Source organism: Micromonospora sp. NPDC005324, assembly GCF_040607155.1.
In the GTDB taxonomy this organism is placed as follows: Bacteria; Actinomycetota; Actinomycetes; order Mycobacteriales; family Micromonosporaceae; genus Micromonospora; species Micromonospora trifolii.
The window spans coordinates 47,908-66,542 of sequence record NZ_JBEXGE010000031.1 but is presented as its reverse complement, the minus strand read 5'-3'; the positions used below and the strand labels follow the sequence as shown (position 1 = coordinate 66,542).

The window sequence follows — 18,635 nt, the reverse complement described above, 5'->3', positions numbered from 1 at the left end:
TGACCTGGGGTTGCGGGACGTGACCTGCCTCGCCCCGCCGTCGGTCCGGTTTGATCGGGAACGGCCTCGGGTAGTTGGCAGATCCCGACCCAGCAGCGAATTGAGGCGCCGATGTCGAGCCGGATCACCTGCGAGGTGCGCAGCACGGCACCGGTGGCGGTCGTTCGGCTCGCCGGCCCGCTGCACCTGGGCACGATGCGCTCGGTGCACCACGCGCTGACCGAGGCGCTGGTCGACCAGCCGGAGGCGCTGGTGGTCGACATGGCCGAGGTGAACGTCGAGGACCGCTTGGCGCTGTCCGTGTTCGCCGCTACCGCCCGCCGGGCCGAGGAGTGGCCGGCCGTGCCGGTGCTGCTCTGCTCCCCGTCGCCGATCGCCGCGCGATGGCTGGCCGAGTCGACCACGTGCCGGGTGCTCCCGGTCTCCGCGGACTGCGCGGAGGCGACCCGGTTGGCCGGCACGACGTCCCCGTTGCGGATGCGGGCCCGGCTGGAGCCGGTGGCCGGGGCCTGCCGACGGGCCCGGGAGCTGGTCACCGACGCGTGCGCGCGGTGGAACCTGCCCGACGCGTCCGGCCCGGCCGCGTTGGTGCTCAGCGAGCTGGTCGGCAACGTGGTGCGCCACGCCGGCACGCCGATGCAGGTGACGGTGACCCTGCGCCGGCCGTATCTGCACCTGGCGGTGGTGGACGGCAGCAGCGCCCAGGCCCGGGCGGGCGGGACGGACCTGCACGCCGAGGGTGGACGAGGGTTGATGCTGGTCCGGGAGTTGACCCAGCGGTGGGGCAGCGTGCCGGCCGGGCAGGGCAAGGCCGTCTGGGCGATGCTGCCGGCAACCTGAGCGTTCGAGGCGCTTACGCCCGGTACCAGCGTTCTGACCGAAATTACCGCTCTGGCCTGGTTACATGGTGCGAGGGTCGGGTAGGCACGCTCGTCCTTTCTGCCGTCACGACGGGGTGAGCAGCCATGCCCAAGCGGGTAACCACGGAACCCGGGCGCGATCGGGGCCCGGCGATCCTGGCACCGGCCCGTTTCGGGGGGTTCCCGGGAGCGGTACGAGCGCCGGTCCCCGGTAACTCCCTGATCAAGTTCCTCGCCACGACCGACCACAAGCAGATCGGCCTGCTGTATCTGCTGACCTCCTTCGGGTTCTTCCTGCTGGCCGGGCTCCAGGCGATGCTGATGCGCGCCGAGCTGGCCCGCCCGGGGCTGCAGTTCCTCTCCTCCGAGCAGTACAACCAGCTCTTCACCTCGCACGGCGCGGTGATGCTGCTGCTGTTCGCCACGCCCGCCGCGTTCGGGTTCGCCAACTACATCGTGCCGATCCAGATCGGCGCACCGGACGTGTCGTTCCCCCGCCTCAACGCGCTCGCCTACTGGCTGTACCTCTTCGGCGGCCTCATGGTGGTCGGCGGGTTCCTCGCCCCGGGCGGCTCTGCGGACTTCGGTTGGACCGCGTACAGCCCGCTCAGCAGTTACGAGAACAGCCCAGGCGTGGGCGCGAACATGTGGGTGGTGGGCCTCGTCATCTCCGGGCTCGGCACCATCCTCGGCGCGGTCAATCTGATCACCACGATCCTCACCCTGCGCGCGCCCGGCATGACCATGTTCCGGATGCCGATCTTCACCTGGAACATGCTGTTCACCAGCGTGCTGGTGATCCTCGTCTTCCCGCTGCTGGCCGCCGCGCTGCTGGCGCTCTCCGCCGACCGGTTGCTCAACGCGCACGTGTACGACGCGGCCACCGGCGGCCCGATGCTCTGGCAGCACCTGTTCTGGTTCTTCGGCCACCCCGAGGTCTACATCATCGCGTTGCCGTTCTTCGGCATCATCACCGAGATCATTCCGGTCTTCTCCCGCAAGCCGCTCTTCGGCTACACCGGGATCGTGCTGGCCACCATCGCCATCACCGTGCTGTCCATGACGGTCTGGGCGCACCACATGTTCGCCACCGGCCAGGTGCTGCTGCCGTTCTTCAGCATCCTGAGCTACCTGATCGCGGTGCCCACCGGTGTGAAGTTCTTCAACTGGATCGGCACCATGTGGAAGGGCCAGCTCACCTTCGAGACGCCGATGCTCTTCGCCATCGGCTTCCTGGTCACCTTCCTGCTCGGCGGCCTCACCGGGGTGCTGCTGGCCAGCCCGCCGGTCGACTGGCACACCCACGACAGCTACTTCGTGGTGGCGCACTTCCACTACGTGGTGTTCGGCACCGTGGTCTTCGCCCTCTTCGGCGGCTACTACTTCTGGTGGCCCAAGATGACCGGGCGGCTGCTCGACGAGCGGCTCGGCAAGGCGCACTTCTGGACGATGTTCATCGGCTTCCACGGCACCTTCCTGGTGCACCACTGGCTGGGCAGCGAGGGCATGCCCCGCCGGTACGCCGACTACCTGCCCACCGACGGCTTCACCACCCTGAACACGATCTCCAGCATCTTCGCGTTCATCCTCGGCCTGTCCACCCTCTTCTTCATCTACAACGCCTGGAAGTCCTGGCGCTACGGGGCGGTGGTGACGGTGGACGACCCGTGGGGCTTCGGCAACTCCCTCGAATGGGCCACCAGCTGCCCCCCACCGCTGCGCAACTTCGACCAGATGCCCCGGATCCGCTCCGAGCGCCCCGCCTTCGACCTGAAGTACGGGCCGCTCGTCGCCGACCTGGGCCGCGACCTGCCGCAGCGCACCACCAAGCCGCCGCAGCAGTTCGCCGAGGAGCTGCGGACGGAGCACCACGTCCCGGAGTCGCCGTCCGCCGAGGGCGCGCACGGCGCCCGCGACGCTGTCGACTACCAGCCAGCGCCGCGCTCCGGCGCCCGGCCGGTGGACGTGCCGGAGCCCGAGGGCGTCCGCCGGCCGAGCTTCGAGCAGAGCGACCCGCCGAAGGACGCCGAGGACGCGCCGAAGCCGCACGAGCGCTGGCGCCACCCGCACAGCGACGGCAACCCCGAAGAGCATTGAGCAGGGGTACGCGCATAAGGGCCGACACCCGGCGGGGTGTCGGCCCTTCGTTCGTCAGTGTGCGATCAGTCCCGGGCCGGCGCCAGGCCGGCGGCGGTGAGCGAGCGGCGTACCGCAGGCTGGACCCGGGTCAGCCGCAGCGGCACCCCGGTCCGCTCCGCCGCGTCCCGACCGGCCATCAGCGCGGCGATCCCACCGGCGTCGAAGCCACCCGCGCCGACCAGGTCGACGACCACCTCGCTGGGCTGGCCGGTGACCGCCTCCAGCATGGCCCGGCGCAGCTGGTCCGCGCCGTCGCGGTCGATCTCGCCGCCGACCTCGACCACCACCGAGTCGCCGTCCTGCTTGACCGAGATCCGGGTCTTGCCCGGGTCGGGTTCGGCGGCGCCGTTCTGCCACGGCGGCGGCGCGTCGGCGAGCATCGCCTGGCGCAGCCAGGTGAGCGCCCGCGACAGCAGCCGGGAGACGTGCATCTGCGAAATGCCGAACCGGGCGGCGATCTCCGCCTGGGTCTGGTTGCCATAGAAGCGCATCGCGAGGATCCGTCGCTCACGCCAGGGCAGTCGGTGCAGCAGACCGCTCACCGTCACCCGGTCGTCGACCGACTCCAACGCGTTGTCGGACTCGCCGACCAGGTCTCCGAACTCGGCGGAGCTCTCCCCACCCACCGGCGCGTTCAGCGAGGCGGGGCTGTAGCCGGCCGCCGACTCCAGGGCGGCGAGGATCTCCTCCTCCGGGGTCTCCAGCCGGGCCGACAGCTCGGCCACCGACGGGGCCCGGGACAGCTCGCTGGTGAGCGCCGCGGTGGCCTGTCCCACCTCGAGGATCAGGTCCCGCAACCGGCGGGGCACGTGCACGCCCCACGTACGGTCCCGGAAGTGCCGTTTGATCTCGCCCACGATGGTGATCGCGGCGTACGCGGTGAACGAGCCCCGTTCCGGGTCATAGCGGTCGACGGCGTTGACCAGCCCCAGCCGGGCCACCTGCTCCAGGTCCTCCAGCGGCTCCCCCCGCCCCCGGTACCGGCGGGCCAGCCGGCCGGCGAAGGGCAGCGCGAAGCGCACCAGGTCGTCCCGGGCCTCCCCATGCCGCTCCGGCGGCAGCCCGGCGATCCGGGCCGCGTACGCCATCGCCGCCGCGTCGAGATCCTCCAGACCTCGATCGGTGGGTGGTGGTGTGGTCGTGGTCGTGCTCGACTGTCCGAACATCCGCGCCTCCCTCAGGAAGGTCCCCCGCCCGGATCGGGAAACCGGTCGTGCGCGTGGTCGAGCCACGCACCGGGCCGGAAAGTGGGTCAGTGACTGGATGCCAGCGGGCGACACCGCCTCTACGCAGCGCAATTAGGCCGTCGCAGCCAGCGATGTTCCCGCTCCGTAGGTACTCAATCACGGGACCCCGGGTTCGCGAGGAAGTTTCGGCGTGCTCCGTCTCAGGAGACCAACAACCCCTGGTGGCCGCCGCTGTCGCGGAGCACGGCCAGTGCCTCGTCGACCCCCAGCGGGGGCGGCACGGGCAGGTCGTACGGCTGGGCGCGCAGCACCTCGGTGGCCCGACGGGTGGGCACCGAGGTGACCGGGTAGCCCCGGGCGGTGGTGCGGTCCAGCGCCCGACGCCGCCGGCCGAACCCGGCGACGGCCAGCCACTGCGGCAGCCCGGCCAGCGCTGGCGAGCGCACCCCGGGCGGCTCGGGCAACACGTCCACCGAGCTGAACGCCTCGCTGCCCGCGAGCCACCACTCGGCCTCGTCGACGCTGCGGCGGGTGGCGTTCTCACACCAGTACGGCACCAGCCCCGCCCGCATCACCTGCCACGGGTCGAGCAGTCGACCGCATTCCACCACCAACCGGTCACCGGTCTTGCCGGCGCGCCGCAGCCACCGCCGGTACAGGTCGGCCACGCCCGCGCTCAGCGCCGCCGGCCGGGGCACCAACACCCGGTGCAACGGGTGCTGGTGGCGGGTGGACCAGTCCCGCGCGGCCACCTCGAAGCCCGAGTCGACGCCGTGCTCGGCGTACGCCGACGGTACTGACACCTCCGGCGGCTCCCACCGGGTCGCGTCGCCGCCGGCGGAGCGAAGCACCTGCCGCAACGCGTGGCTGTCCGGGTGGAAGTCCACCGGGTCCAGCCCGCTGCCCGGGCAGCCGACCTGGAAGCTGTGTCCCGGTCCGCGCTCCAGCACCGGCCAGGTGCGCGCGTCGCCGACCAGCAGCACGGGGGCACCCGGCACCAGCCGGTCGGCCAGGAACTGCGCGTACGCGGCCGGTAGGGCCCTCCACGCGGCCATCAGCGACACGGTCGCCCCGGTCAGCGCGCCACGGCTGGCCGGGCAGTGCACCTGGCGCAGGTGCAGGTCGGCGTTGCCGGCGAGCAACCGGGTGGCGAGTGCCGCGCCATGCTCCGCGGCGTCCGCCGGGCGGTCCACCCCGCCGTCGGACCAGTGCACTGTCATCTCGAAGCCCGCCGGCAGCCACGGCACGCCGAGGGCCACCGCGAGGTGCGCGGCCGCGCCGTGCGGAGAGCCGATGAGCACCCCGGGGTAGCGGCGGCGGGGGTACTGGTCGACGAACCAGCGGGCCACCCGGGCGGCGTCCACCTCGCCGATCTGGGCCACTGTGAGCGCGACCCGGCCGGCGGCACGGGTGACCGCGGCACGGCGTACCGGCTCGGGGGCGCCGGGGAACCGCGACGTCGGCCCGGTGTGCCCGAGGTCCGCGCAGTCGACCCCCCGCAGTGCCCGGGCGGTGGCGGCGACCAGCACCCGGGCGGAGCTGCCCGCGGCCACGACCCGGTCGCCGGCCAGACCGGCACCATCGGCCGTGAGCCCCTTGTGCACCTTGTGCACCGGCCCCACCTTGCCTCGTTCGCTCACCACGCGGCCCGGCTTCCCGTCCCGATGGGGTTCAAACGGGGCATCACCCACCCGGCGGTACATTCCGCTGGTCAGCGGGGTGCCCCGGTCATCACCGGCGTTCGGCGGCTCGGGTTTCGCCAGGGACAGGACGGGCACTTCCGGGGCCATGCGCACCGACGACACCAGCGAGCCCGCCGCCGCCACGATCACCCCGTACGAGGACGGACCGTTGCTGGTCCGCGGCGACTTCGCGTTGGTCACCCCCGACGGTGAGCGCATCGACGCGCGGCGGGGCACTGTGGCGCTGTGCCGGTGCGGCAAGTCGGCGCTCAAGCCGTTCTGCGACGGCACCCACAAGGCGATCAACTTCCGCGCGGGCACCACCCGCGAGGGCTGACCCCACGTCGCGTCCCGGATGCGCCTCGCCCCTCGGATCAGACGAGCGCGGGTGGGGCCACCTCGGGCGACGCGACAAGCGAGACCTTCGGCGGCAGGGCCGGTGGGGCGGGTGTCCGCAGCGAACTGCGGCCGGCTGCCCAGCTGTCCAGCAGGTGCGCGGCGAACAGCCGGTCCACCGCGAGCCCGGCCGCCGCGCCGAAGAGGACGTCGGAGGCGAGGGCCGGCTCGGCGCGGACCAGGCCGCCGCACAAGTCGTGCGCGGCGATCTGCTCGTGCACCGCGTCGGCCTCGACGTGCTCGTCGTAGAAACGGGTGGCCACCCCGTCGAAGCCGAGCCGGCGCAGCCCGTTGCCGTAGCGACGGTTCGGCAGCGAGGAGGTCATCTCGAACGCGGCCAGGTGCCCGAGCAGCGCGCCGCGCAGCCGTCGGTGCAGCCCGAACAGCGACATCAGGTTGTTCGTCGCCAACGTCACCGCCGGCGCCACGTCGATGTGGGCGCCGTAGCCGCTGTCCAGGCCCAACCGGTCGAGGGTGCCCCGGAACAGCTCGGCGTGCATCCGGTCCAGCCGCCCGTTGCCGTACTCGTCGGTCTGGATCTCCACGAGCGCGGCCTTGGCCGGGCCACCGAGGCGGGGCAGCGCCCAGCTGTGCGGGTCGGCCTCCCGCAGGTGGTAGACGGAGCGGTGGGCGACGAACTCGCGGAACTGGTTGAGGTCGGCGCGGCGTTGCAGCGTCGCGGCCAGCGACGGCCCGTCGTCGGCCGCGACCAGCTCGGCCAAACCGGCCGCCACGCCGGCGGCGGGCACCGACGGCGCGCCGACCAGCCGGCGCAGCGCCGCCTCGAAGACCCGCTCGCAGCGGGCCCGCAGCGCCAGCAGTGTCGGCTGCCACTCCCACGACTCGTCCACCCCGAGCCAACCCCGGTAGTGCAGCTCGTAGCAGAGGAAGAGCGTCAGCTGAAGGTCCTCGTCGGTGATCGGGTCCGCCGGGTCGAGGTCGACGCCGAGATCGGCCGGCAGGTCGCGCGGTGGGCGCCGCAGAGCCTCGACGACCGCTGCGGAGAGCCGACCCCGAGCCGTCGGCACTGTCGCGGGACCGTAGCGGCGGTCGGCGGGCTCGGACATGGAACCTCCAGCGTCGTCGGGCCGCTACTGATGCCCTGGTCCGGGGTGGCTAAACGAGATCGTCGGCGTTCGCGGTGACCTGCACCTGCTCGCGGACCTTCCGGGCCGGAGCGCCCTCGGCGTACAGGCCGCGCAGGTCGGCGAAGGCGGGCTCCGGCGGCGCCAGCGACACCGCCGGGTCGACGACCGCCTCCAGTACGCAGGGGCGGTCCGCGGCGAGGGCCTCGTCCCAGGCGGCGCCGACCAGCTCAGGGCGGTCCACCCGCACCCCGTGCAGCCCCAGCAGCCGCGCCCATCCGGCGTACGGCACGTCGGGGCGGCGGTGGGTCGGGTCGGACGATGGTCGTCGCCCGCCACCCATGCCGTTCTGGTCCCGGTTGTTGAGCACCAGCACCACCAGCCGCGGGTCGCGCCACTGCTGCCAGAGGTGCGAGACGGTGATCAGTTCGGCGAGCCCGTTGAGCTGCATCGCCCCGTCACCGACCAGCGCGACCACCGGCTGGTCGGGGGCGGCGAGCTTGGCCGCCACCGCGTACGGCAGGGCGCAGCCCATCGAGCCGAGGGTGCCGCACAGCTGCGCGTTGACCCCGGGCGGCAGGGTCAGGTGCCGGGCGTACCAGTAGAGGACCGAGCCGACATCGACGGCGACCGCGCCGGTGCCGGGCATCCGGGCGGACAACTCCTGAAGGACGAGCTGCGGGTTGACCGGGTCCGCGGCGGCGGCGGCCCGCTCGGCGGCGACCTCCCGCCACCGGTCCACCGAACTCTCCACCGTGGCGCGCCACTGCTGTTCGGGCCGGCCGCGCAATCGGCTCAGCAGCGCCCGCAGCGTCTCGGCGGCATCACCGACCAGCGGCACGTCGGCCGGGTACCGGGTGCCGATCCGCCGGCCGTCGATGTCGATCTGCACCGTGCGCGCCTGCTCGGGCATCGGGAAGTAGTCGGTCCACGGGTCGTTGGTGCCGACCATCAGCAGCGTGTCGCACCCACCCATCAGCTCGGCCGCCGCCGGGGTGCCGACCTCGCCGAGCACCCCGGTGTGGAACGGCAGCCGCTCGTCGAGCACCGGCTTGCCGAGCAGCGAGGTGGCCACCCCGGCACCCAGCCGGTCGGCAATCTCGATGATCTCGGCGGCCGCGTCCCGACCACCCTGGCCCACCAGGATCGCGGTCCGCTGGCCGCCGCTGAGCAGTTGCGCGGCGGCGTCCAGGTCCACCTCGTGCGGCAGGACCCGGGCGAGCGGTTCACCGGGGGTCGCCGTGATCACCCCGGCGCCGTACGACTGCAGGTCGGGCACCAGCGCCTCCTGCAACTGTCGGGGCAGCACCACGCACGTCGGGCTGCGGGTGGCCGCCGCCGTCCGGAACGCCTGGTCCAGCAGCGCCCCCACCTCATCGGGGCTGCGGCCGTACCGGACGAACTGGTTGCACACGTCCCCGAAGAGCCGGCTCAGCCCGATCTCCTGGTGCGCTCCGCCGAGTGGCCCGGAGATGTCCTCCCCGACGATGGCCACCACCGGCTTGCTGTCCAGCTTGGCGTCGTAGAGGCCGTTGAGCAGCTGGACGGCGCTGGGCCCCTGGGTGGCGAGGCAGACCCCGATGCCGCCGGTGAACTTGGCGTGCCCGGTGGCCATGAACGAGGCGGTCTCCTCGTGCCGGGCCGGGACGAACGCCGGCTCGCCGCCGGTGCGGTCCAGCGCGTCGACCAGTGGAGCGATCGCCTCGCCCGGGTACCCGAAGGCGCGGGGTACCCGCCAGGCCAGCAGCCGCTCCACCACGACGTCCGCGACCGTTCGGTCAACCATTGCCGCGCCCCGGTGTGCTGGGGTCGACGTAGCGCAGCACCGCGCCGACGCCGTCGGTGAGGTCGGGCGCCTCGTCGGCGCCGAGCACCGTCAGTGCCGCGTCGGTGCCGACGAGCGCTCGGACCAGCGCCGCGTCGGCGCGTACCCGCTGCGGGTCGGCCACCGACATGGCGGCCAACTGCCCCGGGTCGACGGCGATCTCGGTGGGTTCCGCGCCGATCCACAACTCACCGTTGGCCGACGGGTCGTCCACGATGATCATCATGTCCACCTGGTTGCGTTGCAGGGCCGAGACGACAGCGTCGAGGCCGCCGCCCACGTCCTCCTGCACGCCGAACTTGTCCAGCGCGTCGCTGATCCGCTGGTCGGCGATCTCCGCGATGGTCTGCACGGTGAGGTCGTCCAGCATCGTCTGGTCGGCGCCGCCGGCCCGCGACCCGGCATCGGTACGGACCACCAGGTCCTGCCAGCGCTCCGGCATCTGGGCGGCGATCATCCCGGTGGCCCGGACGTCACCGGCGACCACCACCACGTCCGCGCCGACCCGGTCGGCCAGTTGCACTGTCGCCGCTGTGACGTCGCCGGCGTTCTGGTGCCACGCCTCCATGGCCGCCCGCTGGTAGCGCGACTGGGACCAGCCGCCGGGCTTCGCCCGCCGCAGCGGGTACTCGTCCCGGCCGGCGACGTGCGCTCGCCGGGGCACCCCGCCGGCGCTGACCGCCATCGCGTCGGCGCCGAGCCGGTCGGCGACCACACGTACCCAGGCCACCTGCTCGCCGCGCTGGGCGAGCAGCGGCATCACGTGCGGCAACGGGCCGACGTTGGCCAGGTCCCGCAGTGGCGGCGCGGACAGGTACTCGGAGAGCACCACGTGGCCGTGACTGGCGAAGAGCGCCAGGCCGTAGTCCCCGACCATCGGATCGTGGCCTCGGACCACCCGGTCCAGCGCGGCGATGTTCGCCTCGTCCGCCCCCTGTTCGGCCAGGCTGCGTTCCAGGGCACGCCAGCGCAGGTCCAACGCGGGTTTGGCGTCCTCCGTGTCGGCGGAGGCATCCAGATACACCGAGCACCACGGCCCGGGACGGTCGTAGAGCGGGCGCAGGAAGGACAGCTGCATGCTCGACCCCTTTCCAGCTCGGCCCCCCGCTTACCCGGGTCGCCGGGGATGTCACCTCGCGGCCGTGAGCCCGTGACCAGGTTTCATTCACGTCGTTCAACCGAGGACGTCGATACGATCTGTGAACACAAGCGGACTCTCGGTGGTGGAGATGGACAGCGGACTCGAAACCCGACGGATCGTGCACCCGACGGAACGAATCGTCACCGGGCGGCTGATCCGCCTGCTCGACGGCTACACCCGTGAGGTACGCATCGGTCAGCCGGTGCTGGTGGCGGTGCTCGCCGCGGCGGCCTTCGCCCGGTTGCCCGCCCTGCTGCTGCGCTCGCTCTTCTCGTTCGGCGGGGGCGGCACCCGCCGGCGCTGGAAGGAGCTGAAGCAGGGCCCGGAATACCTGGTCACCCCGGTGCGGCTACGCAACACCGCCGGTCAGCTCTGCGAGGTGGAGCTGCACGGTCACCTTCCGCAGAGCGCCCTGCACCCGGCAGATCAGGTGCAACTCACAGTGCGCCCGCAACGCGACCCGGAGCTGCCGCCCCGGATCGAGCGGATCGTCAACCTCACCACCGGGCAGTTGCTGACCCCGCGTACGGCGACCCTCTGGTCGCATCTCGGACCGCCACTGCTGTTGCAGGCGTTCCTGGGCACTCTGCTGCTGGCCGGCATCGCGGCCTGCTCCGCGCTGACCTGACCGGTCCGACGGCCCGGCGGCTCAGCTCGGCGAGGTGGGTGCGCTGGCAGGTTGGCGGCTCAGCCGACCGGGACGGGCTCGCGGGCCGGTTGCCGGTCGACGCCGAGCATGCCCCGGCGGCGGGCCCAGCGCTCGAAGGCCAGGGTCGCGAACGGCGGCACAGCGCTGGCCAGGGCCACCGCTGTGGCCAGCAGGCTCCACCGGTGCAGCCGGGCCACGGCCAGCACCAGCAGGACGTACGCGACGAACAGGCCGCCGTGGATCGGCCCGAAGATCTTGACGCCCAGCTCGTTGTCCGGCGGACCGTACTTGACCAGCATGCCGACCAGCAGGGCCAGCCAGGAGCAGGCCTCGGCGATCGCCGCCGCGACGAACAGCCGGGTCACCTTCTCGCGCATCCGCACGCCACCACCTCTCGGACCGTCATGCTATCGGTCTGCTCCGGCTGGGCTAACAGGGCGGGCAGGTGGGTAGGAAAGGGTCCTCGGGTCTTCCCCCGCCCGCCGATCACGTGCGAGGTTAGGGGGACCAGCGGTGACGGGGTGGTGACCATGGGCGAGGACGTCGGTGTACGAACCTTCAGTCGAGAGGATCGCGCCCGCTATCGCGACAAGGTCCGCCGCTGCCTAGATGTCTTCGCCGAGATGCTGCGCGAGTCGCGCTTCGACCTCGACCGGCCGATGACCGGCGTGGAGATCGAGCTGAACCTGGTCGACGAGGCGTCGAATCCGGCGATGCGCAACGCGGACGTGCTGGCGGCCATCGCCGATGAGAGCTTCCAGACCGAGCTGGGCCAGTTCAACGTCGAGATCAACGTGCCGCCGCGCCGGCTGACCGGCACCGGCACTGCCGACTTCGAGGAGTACGTGCGGGCCAGCCTCAACGCCGCCGAGGTGAAGGCCCGGGCGATCGGCGCACACATGGTGATGATCGGCATCCTGCCGACGCTGCGCCCCGAGCACCTGACCGCCGAGACGCTGTCGGCCAACCCCCGCTACAAGCTGCTCAACGAACAGATCTTCGCGGCCCGCGGTGAGGATCTGCCGATCACCATCAGCGGGGTGGAACGGTTGGCGGTCACCGCCGACACGATCACCCCGGAGGCGGCCTGCACCAGCACCCAGTTCCACCTCCAGGTCAGCCCGGCCCAGTTCGCCGACTACTGGAACGCCGCCCAGACGGTGGCCGGCATCCAGGTCGCGGTCGGCGCGAACTCGCCGCTGTTCTTCGGCCGGGAGCTGTGGCGCGAGACCCGCATCCCGCTGTTCCAGCAGGCCACCGACACCCGGTCGGAAGAGATCAAAGCCCAGGGGGTACGCCCCCGGGTCTGGTTCGGCGAACGCTGGATCACCAGCGTGTTCGACCTGTTCGAGGAGAACGTGCGCTACTTCCCGGCGTTGCTGCCGGTCTGCGATCCGGAGGACCCGGCGCAGGCCCTCGCGGCCGGCGAGGTGCCCAATCTGGCCGAGTTGCGCCTGCACAACGGCACCGTCTACCGGTGGAACCGCCCGGTGTACGACGTGTCGCGGGGCCGCCCGCACCTGCGGGTGGAGAATCGGGTGCTGCCGGCCGGTCCGACAGTGTTGGACACCATCGCCAACGGCGCCTTCTACTTCGGGTTGGTGCGCGCCCTCGCCGAGTCGGACCGGCCACTGTGGTCGCAGATGTCGTTCAGCGCCGCCGAGGAGAACTTCACCAGCTGCGCCCGGCACGGCATCGACGCGCAGGTCTTCTGGCCCGGTCTGGGCTACCTGCCCGTCACCGAGCTGGTGTTGCGCCGGTTGCTGCCGATGGCGCATCACGGCCTGGACCGGTGGGGGCTCGACCCCACCGAACGGGACCGGTTGCTCGGCATCATCGAGCAGCGCTGCCTGACCAGCCGCAACGGCGCGACCTGGCAGGTGGAGACGCTGCACCGGTTGGAGTCGGCCGACCACCTGGACCGGCCGGAGGCGCTGCGCGAGGTGGTCCGGCACTACGTCGACCTGATGCACAGCAACCGGCCGGTGCACGAGTGGCCGATCCCGTGAGCGCCCCGGGTGACCCGATCGGCGCGGGGCTCAGCCTCGCGGGGTGGGGACACCGAAGAGGTCGATGATGCCGCCGGGAAGCTGGGCGAGCAGGTCGTGTCGCTCGTCGTCATTCAGCGCCTCGGCGACGGTACGCAGCACCGCCTGGGCGTGTTGACGCACCTGGTCCGCGTTCGCGACCTGTTCGCGGTCGCCGACGTGCTTCAGGAACTCGCCAATGTCCCACCGGCGGCCCTGCGGATTACGGGTGACCGAGGCGTCCAGCCGATCCGGTAGCTGTGCCGCCAGGTTGTCCGCCTCCTGTCCGGCGAGCCGTTCGCCGAGCACCGACAGGACGGCCTGTATGGACCGCACGGCTTCGTTCTCACCGAGGCCCGCGCGCTGCCGTACCGTGGCGATCATCTGCTCGTACTCCATGCCCCGCTCCTTCGGTCTCGTCGGCATGCCGTGAGGGCCTGCCTGCGGACGAACGGGGTGAGTTCCCGGGCTCCCTGACCACAAACGGGGTCACTCGCGGATTCGGACTCCCCGCCATCGGCGGGCGGGGCCTCGCAAACATGCCAGTCACGTCACTCGGGTCGCCAGCTGAGCCAGGTCGCGCCGTGCGTCGTCCCTTGTAGACGGGACGCCGGTGGCCACTTCTAAAACAGACCCTTACGGCACCGGCCCCGAGTCGGCCGAGGCGCTCCGCAGGGCGGTGATGACCACCGCGCCCGTCACCATCTCCCGGGACCCGGCCGAGACAGCCGCCTCAGTGGTGGTGCCGGGGCGCGCAACGGGGCCCCTGCTCGGCGGCTGCCTGACGCTGATCTCCACCTCGCTCGGCGCGGGGGACAGCAACCGGCTGTACAGCTGGAAACCGGCCTTCTCCAGCGCCCGTTGCTCGGCGACGTTCTCCGGGTGCGTACCGGCCTGGATGCGCTGGGCCGGGCTGTGCTGAAAGAGGTAGTCGCAGAGCAACGCCTGCGCGCGCCAGCCGACGCCCCTCCCCCGCCACTGCGGCAGCAGGACAATGCCGATCTCCCAGTACGACGCCCGTCCGGCGTAACGCCCAGCGGTGTAGCTGACGATGCCGGCGGCGGCCTGCTCCTGCTCGACCTCGACGACGAGCCGTCCGTCGTCCCCGCCGAGGTAGCCGTCGACGGCGAACCGCCGCGCCGGCGCGCCGGCGTCCCGGAAGCCGGCCCAGTCCAGCCCGATCAGGCCCGGCTCGGTGCAGAACCGCCGCAACATCACCAGGTCGGGCTCGGCAACCGGCCGTAGCCGGGCAGTGAGATCAACCGAGACAGACATCGACATGTCACCAGTTCCATGGCGTCACGCCAACTCGCGCCGAGCCAAGGCCGGGTACGGCGCCGTGCGCACGCAGAGGGACTGATAGCCGAGGTTCTGGTCGGCTCCTTTGGAGCTGAATCGTTGACGACATCACCCCCGGCCCACCCCGGCCAAGCCGCCGGGCTCCCCGGCAGAGGCAGCCAAGCCCGCCGGACCGCATCGTTTGCGACATCAGCTCCAAAGGCAGCGCGCGAAGCCCGCCGGCCGGCAGACCTGGCCGCCGGTCAGACCTTGAGCAGCACCTTCGTACAGTCGTCCTGCTTCTTCTGGAAGATCTTGTAACCCTTCGGGGCGTCGCGCAGCGGCATGCGGTGGCTGACGATGAAGCTCGGGTCGATCTCGCCGCGCTGGATGCGCTCCAGTAGCGGTCGGGTGTAGCGCTGGACGTGGCACTGACCGGTCCGCATGATCAGCGAGCGGTTCATGAACGCGCCCATCGGGAACTTGTCGACGAAGCCGCCGTACGCGCCGACGACCGAGACCACCCCGCCGGAGCGACAGGCGAGGATCGCCTGCCGCAGGGCGAACGGCCGCTCAGTCTCGACCCGCGCGACCTGCTTGGCCCGGTCGTAGGCGTACATGGCGGCGTTGCCGTGGTGGCCCTCCAGGCCCACCGCGTCGATGCACGCGTCGGGGCCCCGACCGGCGGTCATCTCGTTGAGGGTGTCCAGCACGTCGGCTTCCTCATAGTTGATCGTCTCGGCGTCGATGTGCTCCTTGGCCAGCCGCAGCCGGTACGGGAACCGGTCGATGACGATCACCCGCTCCGCGCCGAGCAACCGGGCGCTGGCCGCGGCGAGCAACCCGACCGGCCCGGCGCCCCAGACGGCGATCACCTGCCCCGGTTTGATGTCGCACATCTCGGCGCCCATGTAGCCGGTCGGGAACACGTCGGCCAGCATGACCGCCTGGTCGTCACTGATCTCGTCGGGCACCTTGACCGGGCCGACGTCGGCGAACGGCACCCGGGCGTACTCGGCCTGGCCGCCGGCGTACCCGCCGAGCAGGTGCGAGTAGCCGAAGATGCCGGCCGGCGAGTGCCCCATGATCTTCTCGGCGATGCCGGCGTTCGGGTTGGAGTTCTCGCAGACCGAGTAGAGGCCGCGCTGGCAGGACGAGCAGTGCCCGCAGGCGATGGGGAACGGCACCACCACCCGGTCGCCCGGCTTGAGGTTGCGCACCTGCGGGCCGACCTCGACCACCTCGCCCATGAACTCGTGGCCGAGGATGTCGCCCTTGCGCATCGCGGGGATGTAGCCGTGGTAGAGATGCAGGTCCGAGCCGCAGATCGCTGTGGTGCTGATCCGGACGATCGCGTCCCGGGCATTCAGGATCTTCGGGTCGGGTACGTCGATGACCTTGACGCTGTCGGTGCCCATCCAGGCGGTGGCCTTCATCAGCGGTCCCTTTCGTAAAGCTCGGGCGGTCAGCGACGGGACGCCGGCAGCGGCTGGGCGGGTCGCTGCATGGCCTGTTGGCGTACGGAGATGCCGTTGGGGCTGCCCTCGGAGCGGACGACCTCGCCGGTCTCCAGGACCTGCTTGAACCGGCGCAGGTCGTCACGGACCTGCTGCTCGGGTTCCTCCCCGAAGAGCTTCGCCACCACTCGCCCGAGCGCGCCGGCCGGCGGGGCGTAGCGCAGCTCCACCCGTACCTCGGTGCCCCGGTCGCCGGGTGCGGGCACGAACCGGACCCGCCCGGCGTTGGGCACCCGGGTCCCCGGCAGCGACCGCCAGGTGATCGACGTGTTCGGCTGGTCGTCGATGATCTCGGCGTCCCACTCGACGCGGTGTCCGGCCGGACCACGGGCGATCCAGTGCGAACGGCGCAGGTCGTCGGCGCGGACGGACTCCAGGTGCGCCATGAACCGGGGCAGGTTCTCCATGTCCCGCCAGAACCGGTACGCCTCGGCGGGCGACCGGTTCACCGTCACCGCGATCTGCATCCGGATCACCCGGGCGCGGGCCCGTTGATCCCGACCGACGCGCACGGCGGCGAGCACGTCGACGGCGGTGATGCCGGCGATGGCGAGGGTGGTCAGCGCGACCCGCTGGCGGCGTTTCCCGCCGCGGTCGGCGAGGGCCCGCCCGAGCAGGGCGAGGTCCATGGCGTCGCCGGCCACCCGACTCCAGGCCCAGCCAGCCGGGCGGCGGCCGCTGAGCAGGCCGGCGGCGCTGCCCAGCTCGCGCAGGCCGATGGCCGGAAGCACGGACCGCGCGACCGGGGAGTCGTCCACCCCCGTCAGTCGCGCGAGAGGTCCGGGCGCGACCAGCGCGCCCACTCCCAGGGCCAGGCTCAGCAGGCCGAGCGCGCTCGGCAGCGTCGCCGGCACCGGCCCGTCCAGCTCCGGCAGGAGCACAGTGTCGACACGACTCATGTCCGGTTCCTTCCGGTGGGCATCGCCGCCGGTCCGCCGGCGGGGGCACCCGTGACGCTATGTCGTGCCGGTGCCGCATGCGGCGGGTTCGGGGCAGAACGTCCGATGCGGTCGGTGTGGCCGGTCGGCTGACCCGGATTCTGGCCGGAACCCGGAACCTTCTCCGCGGCCCGTTGGTGGGAATGGTGGAGAAGGGGGGTGACGGTGTCCGACGGCGATCTGATCTCCGAGCTCTACGCCGGCTGTTTCCGACGCCTGGTCGTCCAGCTGTACGCGGTGACCGGCGACCTGACCGAGGCGCAGGAAGCGGTCCAGGAGGCGTTCACCCGGGCGCTGATGACGCCGGGGCGGTTCGCCGGGCTGGAGAACCCGGAGGCCTGGTTGCGTCGGGTCGCTGTGAACTGGGCCCGCAGCCGGTTCCGCCGCCGTCGGATGCTCGACGGGCTGCTGCGCCGCATCGGTCCACCGCCGGCCGTCGCCGACCACTCCCCGGAGCACCTCGCCCTGCTCGCGGCGCTGCGCGCCCTGCCGGAGGGGCAGCGACACGCGCTGGCCCTGCACTACCTCGTCGACCTGCCGGTGGACGAGGTCGCCGCGACGCTGGGCGTGTCGTCCGGGACGGTGAAGTCCCGGTTGTCGCGGGGCCGGGTCGCTCTGGCGGCGTTGCTCGCCGACACCGACGCTACGGAAACCGGGAGGATCGATGTCCGTTCGTGAGTTCTCCGGCTTCGACGTTGACACCGTCACCGAGGCCGTCGCGCAGCCGCCCCTGGACGAGCTGCGCACCACCGCCCGCTCCCGTCGGCGCCGGTCGGTCGCGACGGTGACGACCGCACTGGTCGCACTGGCCGGGCTGGCGGTCGTACCGCTCGTGGTCGAGCCGGACCGGGCCGCGCCGGCCGACCCGCCGACGCCGTCGGGTGCGCAGTTCAGCCAGTTCACGCTGACCGGGCCGGATTCCGGGGTCGACGTACGGCAGGACGGATGCGTCGTGCGCTTCGCCTACACCGGCGACGGCGGCCGCAGCTGGTCGGACTGGGACGCGGCGCGCTTCGAGGGCACCCGATGTGCGGCCGGCATCGCCGCCGGGACGCCGGGCAGCGGCACTGACTTCTTCGTACTCGGTGAGCGGTCCTACCTGGTCACCGACTCGGGGACGGCGAAAATCTCCACCGACTACGGCCGCACCTGGCGGGACGCGGCGTCCGCGATCGTCGCCGTACCCACGTTCCCGGCGACGGCCCGACCGGTCCTCTGCGGGTTCGGCTGTCGGCCGGTGTTGGAGCCGCTGGCGGTGGACCCGTCGAGCGGAACTGTGTACCGACTCACCGCCACGGCGCCCTCGTGGCGTGCGCTGTACAGCCTCTACCCGGCAGCGGACGGCAGCATCTGGGCCACGTACCGGATGGCAAGCGCCCAGGGCTCGACAGTCGCCCGCAGCGCCGACCGAGGCGCCACCTGGACCACCTGGGAGGTGGCCGACGGCGGGGATGTGATCTCGGCGGTCGGGATCGACGACCAGGAAGGGTACGTGCTGACCGAACCGACCACGGCGGGTGGCGGGGCGCGGCTGCTGCGGACCACTGACGGCGCGAAGACCTGGACGGACACCGGCGCCGAGCTGTCGGATCAGCTCCACTACGACCTCACTGTGGGGTCCGACGGGTCCCTGCTGGCGATCACGCCCGGCGAGGGCACCGACGACGACCGCCGTGCGCGGCTGCTGGTCAGCCGGGACGACGGAGAGCACTTCACCGTCGCCCGGGAGTACGGCCGGCTCGTCGGTGCGGTCAGTGTCGCTCCCGGCTACGCCTGGATCTTCGGGCGTGACGACGGGTCGACGGGCGAGCCGGACCACGTCCTCGTCACCACGGACGCGACCACCTGGACCCGCTTCTCGCTCGCACAGTGAACAAGGGCGCCGCCCGGCGTTAGGAGTGCGCGGCACCG

At 72.1% G+C, this 18,635-nt stretch carries 17 protein-coding genes; 7 read left to right on the top strand and 10 right to left on the bottom strand.

The features are described 5' to 3' along the window. The first annotated feature begins 111 nt into the window (after positions 1 to 111). Positions 112 to 840, top strand: a complete 729-nt coding sequence (locus ABZS40_RS27000) for an ATP-binding protein (protein ID WP_354946298.1) — start codon at positions 112 to 114, stop codon at positions 838 to 840. Positions 841 to 965: 125 nt separating this feature from the next. After that, positions 966 to 2,957, top strand: a complete 1,992-nt coding sequence (gene ctaD, locus ABZS40_RS26995) for a cytochrome c oxidase subunit I (protein WP_354946297.1) — start codon at positions 966 to 968, stop codon at positions 2,955 to 2,957. 65 nt (positions 2,958 to 3,022) lie between these two features. Here the strand turns inward: ctaD and ABZS40_RS26990 are convergent, their stop codons facing one another. Both ABZS40_RS26990 and ABZS40_RS26985 read right to left on the bottom strand, forming a co-directional pair. After that, a complete protein-coding gene (locus tag ABZS40_RS26990) occupies positions 3,023 to 4,165 on the bottom strand; it encodes a SigB/SigF/SigG family RNA polymerase sigma factor (RefSeq protein WP_354946296.1) in 1,143 nt (380 codons plus the stop codon). Positions 4,166 to 4,386: 221 nt separating this feature from the next. After that, complete coding sequence (locus tag ABZS40_RS26985; protein ID WP_354946295.1) at positions 4,387 to 5,829, bottom strand: hypothetical protein; 1,443 nt, start codon at positions 5,827 to 5,829, stop codon at positions 4,387 to 4,389. Positions 5,830 to 5,974: 145 nt separating this feature from the next. Between ABZS40_RS26985 and ABZS40_RS26980 the strand changes: the two genes are divergently transcribed. After that, positions 5,975 to 6,205, top strand: a complete 231-nt coding sequence (locus ABZS40_RS26980; RefSeq protein WP_112587484.1) for a CDGSH iron-sulfur domain-containing protein — start codon at positions 5,975 to 5,977, stop codon at positions 6,203 to 6,205. Positions 6,206 to 6,242: 37 nt separating this feature from the next. On the opposite strand, the gene ABZS40_RS26975 is transcribed toward ABZS40_RS26980, so the two are convergent. The 3 genes from ABZS40_RS26975 to ABZS40_RS26965 are packed head-to-tail and all read right to left on the bottom strand — an operon-like array spanning position 6,243 to position 10,252. Then, on the bottom strand, positions 6,243 to 7,331 hold the full coding sequence (locus ABZS40_RS26975; RefSeq protein WP_354946294.1) for an iron-containing redox enzyme family protein: 1,089 nt from the start codon (positions 7,329 to 7,331) through the stop codon (positions 6,243 to 6,245). A 49-nt stretch (positions 7,332 to 7,380) separates the two neighbouring features. Next, entirely contained in the window at positions 7,381 to 9,135 is a 1,755-nt protein-coding gene (locus ABZS40_RS26970) for a thiamine pyrophosphate-binding protein (RefSeq protein WP_354946293.1), read from the bottom strand. Further along, complete coding sequence (locus ABZS40_RS26965; RefSeq protein ID WP_354946292.1) at positions 9,128 to 10,252, bottom strand: Vms1/Ankzf1 family peptidyl-tRNA hydrolase; 1,125 nt, start codon at positions 10,250 to 10,252, stop codon at positions 9,128 to 9,130. The genes ABZS40_RS26970 and ABZS40_RS26965 overlap by 8 nt, the downstream gene beginning before the upstream one ends. 142 nt (positions 10,253 to 10,394) lie before the next feature. Here ABZS40_RS26965 and ABZS40_RS26960 point away from each other — a divergent pair, with 142 nt between their 5' ends. Continuing rightward, the gene (locus tag ABZS40_RS26960; RefSeq protein ID WP_354946322.1) at positions 10,395 to 10,943 is read left to right on the top strand and encodes a hypothetical protein; all 549 of its coding nucleotides are present in this window, start codon (positions 10,395 to 10,397) and stop codon (positions 10,941 to 10,943) included. A gap of 59 nt (positions 10,944 to 11,002) precedes the next feature. On the opposite strand, the gene ABZS40_RS26955 is transcribed toward ABZS40_RS26960, so the two are convergent. Further along, positions 11,003 to 11,341, bottom strand: a complete 339-nt coding sequence (locus ABZS40_RS26955) for a DUF3817 domain-containing protein (protein ID WP_354946321.1) — start codon at positions 11,339 to 11,341, stop codon at positions 11,003 to 11,005. 153 nt (positions 11,342 to 11,494) lie between these two features. Here ABZS40_RS26955 and ABZS40_RS26950 point away from each other — a divergent pair, with 153 nt between their 5' ends. Next, positions 11,495 to 12,973 carry a glutamate--cysteine ligase gene (locus ABZS40_RS26950; protein ID WP_354946291.1) on the top strand — a complete coding sequence of 493 codons (1,479 nt, stop codon included), beginning with the start codon at positions 11,495 to 11,497 and terminating at the stop codon, positions 12,971 to 12,973. Between the two features lie 30 nt (positions 12,974 to 13,003). On the opposite strand, the gene ABZS40_RS26945 is transcribed toward ABZS40_RS26950, so the two are convergent. From ABZS40_RS26945 to ABZS40_RS26930, 4 genes are all read right to left on the bottom strand, one after another. Further along, positions 13,004 to 13,390 carry a DUF2267 domain-containing protein gene (locus tag ABZS40_RS26945; protein ID WP_328654578.1) on the bottom strand — a complete coding sequence of 129 codons (387 nt, stop codon included), beginning with the start codon at positions 13,388 to 13,390 and terminating at the stop codon, positions 13,004 to 13,006. A gap of 237 nt (positions 13,391 to 13,627) precedes the next feature. Next, positions 13,628 to 14,266 carry a GNAT family protein gene (locus ABZS40_RS26940; protein WP_354946290.1) on the bottom strand — a complete coding sequence of 213 codons (639 nt, stop codon included), beginning with the start codon at positions 14,264 to 14,266 and terminating at the stop codon, positions 13,628 to 13,630. A 266-nt stretch (positions 14,267 to 14,532) separates the two neighbouring features. After that, entirely contained in the window at positions 14,533 to 15,705 is a 1,173-nt protein-coding gene (locus ABZS40_RS26935) for a zinc-dependent alcohol dehydrogenase (protein WP_354946289.1), read from the bottom strand. 29 nt (positions 15,706 to 15,734) lie between these two features. Next, complete coding sequence (locus tag ABZS40_RS26930; RefSeq protein WP_354946288.1) at positions 15,735 to 16,685, bottom strand: SRPBCC family protein; 951 nt, start codon at positions 16,683 to 16,685, stop codon at positions 15,735 to 15,737. A 204-nt stretch (positions 16,686 to 16,889) separates the two neighbouring features. Between ABZS40_RS26930 and ABZS40_RS26925 the strand changes: the two genes are divergently transcribed. Further along, entirely contained in the window at positions 16,890 to 17,402 is a 513-nt protein-coding gene (locus ABZS40_RS26925) for a sigma-70 family RNA polymerase sigma factor (protein WP_354946287.1), read from the top strand. Then, positions 17,389 to 18,597 carry a sialidase family protein gene (locus tag ABZS40_RS26920; protein WP_354946286.1) on the top strand — a complete coding sequence of 403 codons (1,209 nt, stop codon included), beginning with the start codon at positions 17,389 to 17,391 and terminating at the stop codon, positions 18,595 to 18,597. Before ABZS40_RS26925 ends, ABZS40_RS26920 begins: the two co-directional genes overlap by 14 nt. The last annotated feature ends 38 nt before the right edge of the window (positions 18,598 to 18,635 follow it).